The 10,212-nt window shown below is 70.9% G+C and carries 9 protein-coding genes; 1 reads left to right on the top strand and 8 read right to left on the bottom strand.

Features of this window, described 5'->3' with window-relative positions; all coding sequences use genetic code 11:
- On the top strand, window positions 1–210 hold a 210-nt coding region (locus AC1DP0_RS11800), incomplete at its 5' end, for a hypothetical protein (RefSeq protein WP_478084760.1).
- A 30-nt stretch (window positions 211–240) separates the two neighbouring features.
- Here AC1DP0_RS11800 and AC1DP0_RS11795 read toward each other — a convergent pair.
- The 8 genes from AC1DP0_RS11795 to AC1DP0_RS11760 form a co-directional block, all read right to left on the bottom strand.
- Window positions 241–1,164 (bottom strand): carbon-nitrogen hydrolase family protein, encoded by a 924-nt coding sequence (locus AC1DP0_RS11795; protein WP_478084759.1) that lies wholly within the window; start codon window positions 1,162–1,164, stop codon window positions 241–243.
- A gap of 2 nt (window positions 1,165–1,166) precedes the next feature.
- Window positions 1,167–1,817, bottom strand: a complete 651-nt coding sequence (locus tag AC1DP0_RS11790; RefSeq protein ID WP_478084758.1) for an SRPBCC family protein — start codon at window positions 1,815–1,817, stop codon at window positions 1,167–1,169.
- Window positions 1,814–4,255 (bottom strand): aerobic carbon-monoxide dehydrogenase large subunit, encoded by a 2,442-nt coding sequence (gene cutA, locus AC1DP0_RS11785; protein ID WP_478084757.1) that lies wholly within the window; start codon window positions 4,253–4,255, stop codon window positions 1,814–1,816. Before cutA ends, AC1DP0_RS11790 begins: the two co-directional genes overlap by 4 nt.
- A complete protein-coding gene (locus tag AC1DP0_RS11780; protein WP_478084756.1) occupies window positions 4,252–4,812 on the bottom strand; it encodes a (2Fe-2S)-binding protein in 561 nt (186 codons plus the stop codon). Before AC1DP0_RS11780 ends, cutA begins: the two co-directional genes overlap by 4 nt.
- A complete protein-coding gene (locus AC1DP0_RS11775) occupies window positions 4,809–5,804 on the bottom strand; it encodes an FAD binding domain-containing protein (RefSeq protein ID WP_478084755.1) in 996 nt (331 codons plus the stop codon). The genes AC1DP0_RS11780 and AC1DP0_RS11775 overlap by 4 nt, the downstream gene beginning before the upstream one ends.
- Window positions 5,805–5,949: 145 nt before the next feature.
- Window positions 5,950–7,443, bottom strand: coding sequence for a uracil-xanthine permease family protein (locus AC1DP0_RS11770; protein ID WP_478084754.1), 1,494 nt, complete (start codon window positions 7,441–7,443; stop codon window positions 5,950–5,952).
- Window positions 7,444–7,684: 241 nt separating this feature from the next.
- On the bottom strand, window positions 7,685–8,446 hold the full coding sequence (locus tag AC1DP0_RS11765) for a hypothetical protein (RefSeq protein WP_478084753.1): 762 nt from the start codon (window positions 8,444–8,446) through the stop codon (window positions 7,685–7,687).
- A gap of 264 nt (window positions 8,447–8,710) precedes the next feature.
- A partial coding sequence (locus AC1DP0_RS11760; RefSeq protein ID WP_478084752.1) for a helix-turn-helix domain-containing protein occupies window positions 8,711–10,212 on the bottom strand: 1,502 nt, incomplete at its 5' end.

The raw sequence follows: 10,212 nt of genomic DNA, 5'->3' as shown, positions 1-10,212 counted from the left end.
CTCCGCGACGGCCCGGTCGGCGCGGCGGTGGCCGAGCACGCACGGGCGGCGGCCGGTGCGGTCGTGGCCGTCGGCGCCCTGGTCCTGGTCCTGTGGAGCAACCCCACCGGCCTCGTCGTCCTGGTCATCGGGATCGTCGTGGCACTGTTGCTCGCCGCGGTGTGGGCGATGGCGCACCGGAACGTCGAAGTGGGCTTCCCGGCGGCCTGACGCCCGGGGCCGTCGGTGGCGCTCTCGGTGTCAGCCGGCGTCGCCGCGGTGGATCGGGGCGTGCGGGAACGGCGTCTCGGCGGCGCCCTCCAGCTCGGCACGGTGGTTGCGGATGAGGTCGAGGTTGCGGTCGCGCAGGTGGTCGAAGGCCTGCCCGACGTTGGAGCCGGGCGTGAGGGAGCCGAGCGCGTCGGCCGGGTCGAGCCGCGCTGTCACCCAGCCCGGGTGCGTCGCCGCCTTGGCCACGATGTGCCCGATCGGCGTCACGATGTGCGAGTTGCCGAAGTAGAGCACGCCGGCCGGGTCGGCACCGACAGCGTTGGCGCCGATGACGTAGACGTGGTTGTCGTAGGCGCGCGCCCGCGACGTGAGGTCCCAGATGTCGGCCGAGCGCAGCAGCGCCGACGGGCGGCAGATGACCTCGGCGCCCTGGACGGCCTGGATGCGCGACAGCTCGGGGTAGTCGCCGTCGAAGCAGATGATCATGCCGATGCGACCGAGCTCGGTGTCGCACACCGTGACGGTGTCGCCGGGCGTCACCCAGCCGCCACCCGAGACGATCTCGGAGCAGAACGGGTGCGTCTTGCGGTAGGTGCCGAGCAGGTCGCCCGACGGGCCGACGAGCACCGACGAGTTGTGGACGACACCGCGCTCCGGCCCCCGCTCGTAGGTGCCGAAGCAGACGTGCACGCCCAGCTCGCGCGCGACGGCCTGGATCGGCTCGATCATCGCGCCCGGCAGCTCGGTGACGAGGTCCCAGAGCTCCTCCTTGGAGCAGCCCGGGGTGAAGCCGGTGCTCGCGGTCTCGGGCAGGACCACGAGCTCGGCACCGGTGGCCTCGACGCAGGCGCGGGTCATCTCGACGCACGTCTCGACGTTGGCGCGGATCGTCTCGGGGGTGAGCGGAGCCGCGACGGGGGCTACCTGGACGGCCGCGGCGGTGAACGCGCGCATCGTCAGCCCCGCCGTCCGATCGCCCAGCCGACGACGACACCGACGAGAGCGACCGCTCCGCCGGTGACGACGCCGAGGGCGAAGTCGCGCCCGGCGAACGGTGCCGCGGGAGCCGGCCGCCCGGCATACGACACGGGCGCAGGCGCCCCACCGGGTATGCCGGGTGCTGCCGTCGGCGTGGCGGCCGCGGGAGCGCTCGGGGCGGCGGCGCGGACGCCAGAGATGTCGGCATCGACGGCCGAGAAGAACTGTCCCGCCATCTTCTTCGTGACACCGGCGAGCATCCGCTGGCCGACGCCGCCGATGACCCCGCCGACGGAGGCGTCGGCGTCGTAGGTGAGCTCCGTGCCGCCGGAGGCGGACGGGGCGAGGCGCACGACGACGTCGGCGTCGACGGTGCCGGGCGCCCCCGCGCCGGAGGCCTTCATGGTGAAGGAGTCGGGGTGCTGCGGGTCGCGGAGCGAGACCTCGCCGTCGTAGGTGCCCTTGATCGCGGCGACCCCGGCCGTGACCGTCATCGCGTAGTGGTCGGGACCGAGCTCGGTGAGCCGCTCGCAGCCGGGGAGGCACCGCGCGAGCACGGCCGGGTCGTGGAAGGCGTCCCACACCTGCTGCGGGTCGGCCGCGAGAGTGGCGGATCCGGTGATCTTCATGCGGACGGCTCCTTCGATGACGTGCGTGACGTGCGTGACGTGCGGTGCAGGGACGGGATCTCGCCGTCCGCGTGGCGGCGGCGCAGCTCCCACAGCTCGTTGGGCGAGATCGGCATCCGGGTGATCGGGAAGCCTTCGGCGTCCTCGATGGCCGACGCGATGACGGCCGAGACCGGGATGSAGCCCGCCTCGCCGGCGCCCTTGATGCCCAGGGGATTCAGCGGGCTGGGGGTCTCGAGGTGGTCGGCCTCGATGGTCGGCACCTCGGATGCGTACGGCATGAGGAAGTCCATGAAGCTCGCGTTGAGCAGCTGCCCCGACTCGTCGTAGGCCATCCGCTCGTAGAGCGCGCCACCGACACCCTGGGCGACGCCACCGTGGACCTGACCCTCGACGATCATCGGGTTGATCATCGTGCCGCAGTCGTGGATGACGCAGTAGCGCAGGATCTTGATCTCGGCCGTCACGGGGTCGGTCTCGACGACGGCCGCGTGCATGCCGTTGGCGAAGGTCGCCTGGGTGGGGGAGTAGAACCCCTTTCCCTCCAGGCCCGGCTCCTCGCCCTCGGCGACCGGCGGCTTGTCGGGGTCGAACGTGCCGGCGAACTGCGTTGCGGCCTTTGCCGCTTCGTCGAACGCGTAGCGCAGCGGGTTCGACAGGACCGACACCGTGCCGAGGCTCATCGACGTCGTCGGGGCGCCCTTGACGCGCACCGTGCCGTCGACGATCTCAAGGTCCTCCGGCGAGACCTCGAGCGCGTCGGCGGCGATGCGCAGCGCCTTCTCGCGGACCTTGCGGGCGCCGAGGGCGATGGCACTGCCGCTCATGACCGCGGCCCGGGACGCGAAGGTGCCCACGGCATACGCCATCTTGCGGGTGTCGCCGGTGGTGACGTGGACGTCCTCCATCCGGACGCCGAGCTCCTGGGCGACGATCTGGGCGAAGACGGTCTCGTGTCCCTGACCCTGTGACGTCAGGCCGGTCGACACGTTGACCCGACCGCTCGTCTCGATCTGGATGTGGCCGCCCTCGTAGGGGCCGACGCCGGTTCCCTCGACGTAGCAACCGATTCCGAGGCCGACCTTGCGTCCCTCGGCCTCGGCCTGACGGCGGTAGTCGGCGAAGTCGTCCCAGCCGACCAGCTCCTTGAGCTTGGTCAGGCTGGCCGGGAAGTCGCCCGAGTCGTACTTGAGCGGCCGGCCGTCCTGGAAGAGCAGGCCGTGGTCGTAGGGCATCTCGCTGGGGAGGATGAAGTTGCGCGAGCGGACCTCGGCGCGGTCGAGGCCGAGCTCGTCGGCGATGGCGTCCATGGTGCGCTCCATCGCGAAGACGCCCTGCGGACGGCCGGCGCCCCGATAGGGCGTCACGAGAACGGTGTTCGTGTAGAGAGACCAGAACTCGCAGCGGTAGGTACCGGGCTTGTAGGGGCCGAGCAGCTGGGTCGAGGTGATGATCGGGACGATGATCCCGTAGGGGGTGTAGGCGCCGTTGTCGTGCCAGAGCCTGACGTCGAGCGCGAGCAGGCGGCCGTCGTCGTCGAAGCCGACGGTGACCCGCTGGAGCTGACCCCGCTCGTGCGCCGCGCTGATGAAGTGCTCGCGCCGGTCCTCGGCCCACTTGACCGGGCGGCCGACGAGCATGGCTGCCCACGGCACGAGGACCTCCTCGGGCCACGGGTGCACGATCTTGACGCCGAAGCCGCCACCCACGTCGGGGGCGATGCACTCGACCTTCGCGAGGGGGAGACCGAGCTTGGCCGCGACGGCCGCGCGGACGCCGGTCGACGTCTGGGTGGAGGAGTACATCCGCAGCTCGCCGCGGTCCCGGTCCCAGCGCGCGTACACGCCCCGGCCCTCCATCGGCATGCAGGCGCTGCGCTCGATGTCGAGGTCGAGAGTCAGGGTGTGCGGCGCGGCGGCCATGGCGGCCTCGACGTCGCCGACCTCCTGGAGCATGTGGGCCGCGACGTTTCCGGGCACGTCGGCGTGGACGAGCAGGTCGCCGTCCCTGGCGTGCTCGATGCCGACGACGACGGGCAGCTGGTCGTAGGTGACGCGGATGCGTTGGCAGGCGTCCTCGGCGACGTAGCGGTCGGTGGCGACGACCATGACGATCGGCTCGCCGACGTGGTTGACCTCGTCCTTGGCCAGGGCGTAGCCCGTGCGGCCGTGGGTCAGCGTCGGGTGCGGGATGAGCAGCGGCAGCGGCTCGCCGACGCGGCCGGGCAGGTCCTCGTGGACGTAGATGCCGACGACGCCCTCGATGTCGATGGCGTCCGAGGCGTCGATGTCGACGATGCGGGCGTGGGCGTGCGGGCTGCGCACGAAGGCGGCGGCGAGGGCGTCGTGGCCGAGGTCGTCGAGGTAGCGGCCGCCGCCGGTGACGAGGCGCGGGTCCTCCTTGCGCTTGATCGGCGCACCGAACATCTGCGTCGTCATGCGTGCTCCTCCACCCGCTCGGCCTTGATCTCCGCGGCACGCAGGACGCTCTTGACGATGTTCTGGTAGCCGGTGCAGCGGCACAAGTTACCCGAGATCGCCTCTCGCGCCTCCTCGCTCGTGGGCGAGGGGTTCTCCTCGAGGTATGCCGTCACGGTCGTGAGGAAGCCCGGCGTGCAGAAGCCGCACTGGAGACCATGGCACTCGGCGAAGGCCTGCTGGACCGGGTTCATCGACTCGCCGGTCGGCGCGACGCGGGCGTCGGGGGCCGAGCAGAGGCCCTCGACTGTCGTGATGGCGTGGTCCTGGGCGGTCACGGCGAACATCAGGCACGAGCGCATCGGCTGGTCGTCGACGAGGACGGTGCAGGCGCCGCAGACGCCGTGCTCGCAGCCGACGTGGGTGCCGGTGAGCTCGAGGTCGTGACGCAGGAAGTCCGAGAGGAGGCGCCGGGCCGGGACGGCAGCCGAGCGGCGCACCCCGTTGACGGTGACCGTCACCTCGTGGAGCGTCTCACCGGTCATCTCGGTGCTCGTCTCGCGGGTCGTGTCCGTCATGAGTGGCCTCCTTCAGTCGAGTGCCCACTTTCCGGCACGGCGTTGGGCGTCGGGAACTGCGCACTCGACGGGGACTGGGGCGTCGGGGACTGGGCACTCGACGGGATGGCTTCAGTCGAGTGCTCACTTTCCCGCACGGCCTTGGGGAGCACGCGGCGGGTCAGCTCGGCGACGAGCATCCGGCGGTAGTCGGCACTCGCGTGGATGTCGCCCTCGGGCTCGACGTGCTCGCGCACCGCTTCGGCGGCCGCATCAAGCGCCGCGTCCCACGCCGCCGTGCCCGGCTCGACACCACTGAGCGCCGGCCCGAGGTCGAGGACGGAGGGCACGTCGGTGACGGAGACGAACGACGCGCGAGCGGCCGACACGACGCCGTCGGCAACTGTCACGGCCACCCCGACGCCGGCCATCGCGTAGTCCCCGTGCCGCCGCGCCGCCTCGGTGAAAGCGGTCCCCGTGCCTGCCGGGAAGCGGCCGAAACGCACTGCCACCGCGAGCTCCTCCGCCGCGAGCGACGTCTCGAGCGCGCCGAGGAAGAAGTCGGACCAGCCGATCTCACGCGACCCAGCCGGGCCGGCGACCTCGACGACGCCGTCGGTCAGGGCGAGGATCGCCGGCATCTCACCTGCGGCGTCGGCGTGCGCGATGGAGCCGACCGTCGTGCCGCGGTTGCGGATGGCGGGGTGGGCGACGTTGACGAGGGCCTGGCGCAGGAGGGGGAGGACGGCATACGCACCGTCGGAGCGCTCGAGGCCGGCGTGGCGGACGAGCGCGCCCACCCGGACGGCCGATGGCGTCACCTCGATGGTGTCGAGGCCGGCGACGCGGTTGATGTCGACGAGGTGCGCCGGCGAGGCCAGGCGCATGTTGAGGATCGGGATGAGGCTCTGGCCGCCCGCGAGGACCTTGCCGTCGTGACCGACCTCGGTGAGGACGGAGACGGCCTGCTCGACGGTGAGCGGTGCGTGGTGCTCGAAGGGGGCGGGCTTCACCGAACCGATCCTGCCTTCCGACCCCCGGTGGGGACTAGTGATCGTTGTGCATCGCTGCACGTGGGCTTTTGGCAACTTCTGCCGTGAACGGCCGTGGGCCCCCGATGCGAGATCGGAGGCCCACGGGCGCGTGGTGCGTGCTGCCTCAGCGGCGACGCAGGTCCGGTCCGCCCGGGCGGTCCTGGTAGAGGTCGTCGATGCCGTCGGCGTCGCCGTAGTCCCCTTCCCGTTCGCCGAGCGAGATCATCGTGCCGCTCGCGGCGTCGGCCCGGTCACGCAGGTCGGCCGGGGCGAGGGCGCGGGCCGTGTGGTAGGCCACGATGGTCACGATCGTGCCGAGCGCGATCCCGCCGAGCGTGAAGTCCGACGTGAAGACGAGCGAGACGCCGCCGATGCCGATGATGATGCCGGCCGCGATGGGCACGAGGTTGATCGGGTTGCCGAAGTCGACCCCGTTCTCCTTCCAGATCTTCGCGCCGAGCAGGCCGATCATGCCGTAGAGCACGACGGTGATGCCGCCGAGCACGCCGCCCGGCACCGAGGCGACGAGCGCGCCGAACTTCGGCGAGAGGCCGAAGATGATCGCGACGATCGCGGCGACGTAGTAGGCGGCCGTCGAGTAGACGCGTGTGGCCGCCATGACCCCGATGTTCTCGGCGTACGTCGTCGTCGGCGAACCACCGACGGAGCTCGCGATGACCGTGCCGATGCCGTCGGCGGCGATGGCGCGCCCCATGTACGGGTCGAGGTCCGACTTCGTCATCTCGGCGACGGCCTTGACGTGGCCGGTGTTCTCGGCGATGAGCGCGATGACGGCCGGGAGGACGAGCAGGATCGCGGCGACAGAGAACGACGGTGCGTGGATGCCGACGATCTCCTTGCCGTCGGCGCCGGTCGTCGACGTCGGCGGGAGGCCGAACCAGGGCTGAGCGGCGAGGTTGTCGAAGTTCGTCCGGAAGTGCGTCGTGACCTTGCCGGCGCCGGCGTCGAACGAGGTGATCTGCCCGAACAGCCGGTCGAAGAGCCAGGAGATGACGTAGCCGAAGATGAGCGCGAGGAAGACCGCGATGCGCGACGCGAAGCCCTTGAAGGCGACCGCGCAGATGATCGTGAACGCCATGACGAGCAGCGCCACCCACTGGTCCTGGGGCCAGTAGATGCTGGCGACGACCGGCGCGAGGTTGAAGCCGATGAGCATGACGACGGCACCCGTCACGACCGGCGGCAGCACCTTGTGCAGCACCCCGGACCCGGCGAAGTGAATCGCCACACCGATGAGCGCGAGCACGGCGCCGGCGACGAGGATCGCGCCCGTGACCTGCGCGGAGGTGCCCCCTTGGGCCCGGATGGCCGCCACGGCACCGACGAAGCTCGCCGACGTGCCGAGGTAGCTCGGGACCTTCCCGTTGACGATGAGCAGGAAGCAGATCGTCGCGATCCCGCTCATCATGATCGCGAGCTGGGCGTTGAGGCCCATGACCAGCGGGAAGACGAAGGTCGCCCCGAACATCGCCACGACGTGCTGCGCACCCAGACCGACCGTCTTGCCCCACGACAGTCGTTCGTCGGGAGYGACGACGTCGTCGGGGCCCATCGTCTTGCCGTCCCCGTGCAGTTTCCAGCCCAAGCCCAAAGCCATTCCGACTCCTATGGTTGCCCCATGTGGTGATGAGGGTCACGCCCCAATCTGGGATGGCCGAAAACTACTCCCACCGCAAGGGACCGCGTTCGTCAAACGTTGATACACGCCGACGGAGACCCTCTGGCAGGAGATGACGTATGCCGCGTGGCCCGGTCCCAGCGGCTCGGCCGGGCCGCACACCCCCTCTGCGATCGATCGGTGCCATGTCGTAGCCATGTCGGTCACGGCGTCGAGAGGCTCAGGACAGGGTCACCACCTTGTGCATGCCCATGAAGGCGTGCGGCATCCCGGTCACGTCGTCGGCGACGAAGCAGAGCAGGACGTAGGTCCCTGCCGGGAGGTGGTAGGTCAGCCGTGCCTCACGTCCGGGCGAGAGCACGTCGAGGCCGACGGAGGGACCGTCGACCGCGAACGCTGGCGGCCCCTGCGCCCCGGAGTCGAAGTACGCCTGGATATCCGCATCTGTGGTGCCGGCCTTCACGGGCGAGATCGACATGAAGTGGATCGTGTCTGCGACGTTGCGCACCCGGACCGTGCCATTGGCCGGCATGCGGCCGTGGGTGACGAAGGTGTCGGCGGAGGTGAGGTCGACCGTGGCGCTGGCGCTGGGCAGGCGACCGTCATCCCCGCCCTCGTTCCCGCGGACGCGCATCGTCGTGATGATCGGTGCTCCGCTCGGGGGAGCGCCCAGGTCCATCAGGTAGTAGGTCCCTCTCTTCAGACGCTCCGTGACGGTGGCCGGGTTGCCGGGCTGCACGTCGGCGAGACCGAAGAAGCGCGCATCGCGGGTGAGGTCACGGGTGCCCTTCGCGTTGGTCGCCGGGTCGGAGGCGAACTCCTCCTGCAGGTCCGCGAGCACCATTGCGACACTCACGTTGGCCTTGGGCTGGAAGAGCGTGATGTCGCTGCCCCCGCCCGTGTTGGTCGAACTGACACGGAAGCGCACGACGCCTTCGTCGACAGCGGACCGGCTGGTGGTGACACGGCTCCCGTCGCCCATGACCGAGACCCACGAACCCGTGTCCTGTGAGTGGGCGCTCGCGCTCGCTGCCCCTATCACTGTTCCGCTTGCACTGAGTGCCACCGCAGCAGCACACGCCAGTAGTCTTTTCATGTTCTCGACTCCCTCCCCTGGAGGTGCGCCTCGCGCTCTGCGAAGCGCCACCAATTACGCTAGAACCGCTCGGCGCGCCTGACCGGCGAACGGTGAAGTTCGATTGACGCGGCGGTGCAAGCCGGCATACGCGACTCGGCGGCGACGTGGTCAGATGCCGCGCATCTGGTGGATCTTCAGCGCGAGGGCGAGCGTCAGGCGCAGGTCGGGGTCGGTCGTGAAGGGGCCGAGGATCTTCTCGAGCTTGCCGATGCGGTAGCGCAGCGTGTTGTAGTGGAAGAAGAGCAGGCGGGCGGTCTCGGCGACGTTCATGTTCGTGTCGAGCAGGATGCTCAGGGTCTGGCGCAGGCCGGCATACTCCGGCGAGTCGTCGGTGGCGAGCTCGCGCAGCGACTCGGTGACGAAGCGGCGCAGGTCCGCCCCGTCGGGGATGAGCGCGAGCAGGCGGTAGATCCCGAGGCCGTCGACGTGCGTCAGGGCGCCGTCGCCGTGCATCTGGCGCCCGACCGTGACGGCTGAGAGCGCCTCGTCGTAGGCGTGGGGCAGGCCTGCCGGCGACGTGATCGGCCGCGACACCCCGGCGGAGAAGCTGCGCCGGCCGCCGCCGCCGTCGCCGCGCACGACCCGGACGTACTCGCCGACGATCCGCATCACCGTCTCGGTCTCCGCCACTGCCGGGACGCCGATGAGCGCGACGACCTCGCGGCTGAATCCCATGACGGGAGAACGGGAGTCGCGCACGGCGACGGCATGCGTCCAGGCCCGGGCGAAGCGCTGCTGGAGGAAGCGCACCTCGTCGGCGTCGCGGGTCGAGCGATCGTCGTCCTCGTCGGTCTCGGCGACGACGACGACCATCGACCGGTCGATGTCCCAGCCGAGCGAGCTCGCGTGGGCGACGGCCTCGACGGGGGAGCCGGCACGACCGGCCAGGGCGTCGCGGAGGAACTCGGCGCGGTACTTGCTCTCGACGGCCGAGACGGCTTCGTCCTTGGTGATGGCGAGCGCGGCGACCGTTGCGGCCCGTTCGAGCAGGCGCACGTCGTCGACCGTCAGGTGCCGGTGGCTGCAGAAGGCGATGAGGACGCCGTGGTCGAGGTGTCCGGCGACGATGCGCACGGCGGAGCGGTTCGCCGTCGGTCCGTCGGGGCGCGGGCCCATCGGCTCGGCCTCCGTGAGCAGCCGGCCGGTCCGGTCGAAGCACTCGAGCGACAGCGCGCTCTCCAGCTCGCGCGGCGACCCGGCGCGGGCGATGACGCGGCCGTCGGTCGTCGTCACCATCGCGGCGCCGTCGAGGAAGCCGACGACCTGCTCGCAGAGGTCGTCGAGCGAGCCGCCGGCGAGGACGATCTGCACGAGCGCGCGGTCGGCGTCCTCGAGCCGACGCAGGATCGCCGTCTGGTGCTCGAGGATCGCGCTGAGCACCTCGGTGGTGAACGTCGCGATGTGCTCCAGCGGGACGTCGATGACTGGCAGCCCGGTCTGCTCGGCGGCGGCCACGAGCGCGGCGAGGGGCTTGCCGCTGAGCCCCGAGACGACGAGGGCGGCGGCGCCGGCCGAGTCCAGGGTCGTCACGATGTCGCCGAGGCTCCGGAGGTCGCCGTCCAGCTCGGCCAGGCCCGCAGCGTCGGTGAGGACGAGCCGGTGGGTCAGTC

This window comes from Terrabacter sp. P5_B1, assembly GCF_056400505.1.
Note: the sequence above shows the minus strand (reverse complement) of the source record. Positions and strands in the feature narration are given on the sequence as shown.

Coding starts and splice junctions, on each gene's coding strand:
- AC1DP0_RS11795 (WP_478084759.1), bottom strand. CDS start 1,164: ATGCGCGCGTTCACCGCCGCGGCCGTCCAGGTAGCCCCCGTCGCGGCT.
- AC1DP0_RS11790 (WP_478084758.1), bottom strand. CDS start 1,817: ATGAAGATCACCGGATCCGCCACTCTCGCGGCCGACCCGCAGCAGGTG.
- AC1DP0_RS11780 (WP_478084756.1), bottom strand. CDS start 4,812: ATGACGGACACGACCCGCGAGACGAGCACCGAGATGACCGGTGAGACG.
- AC1DP0_RS11765 (WP_478084753.1), bottom strand. CDS start 8,446: ATGGGCGACGGGAGCCGTGTCACCACCAGCCGGTCCGCTGTCGACGAA.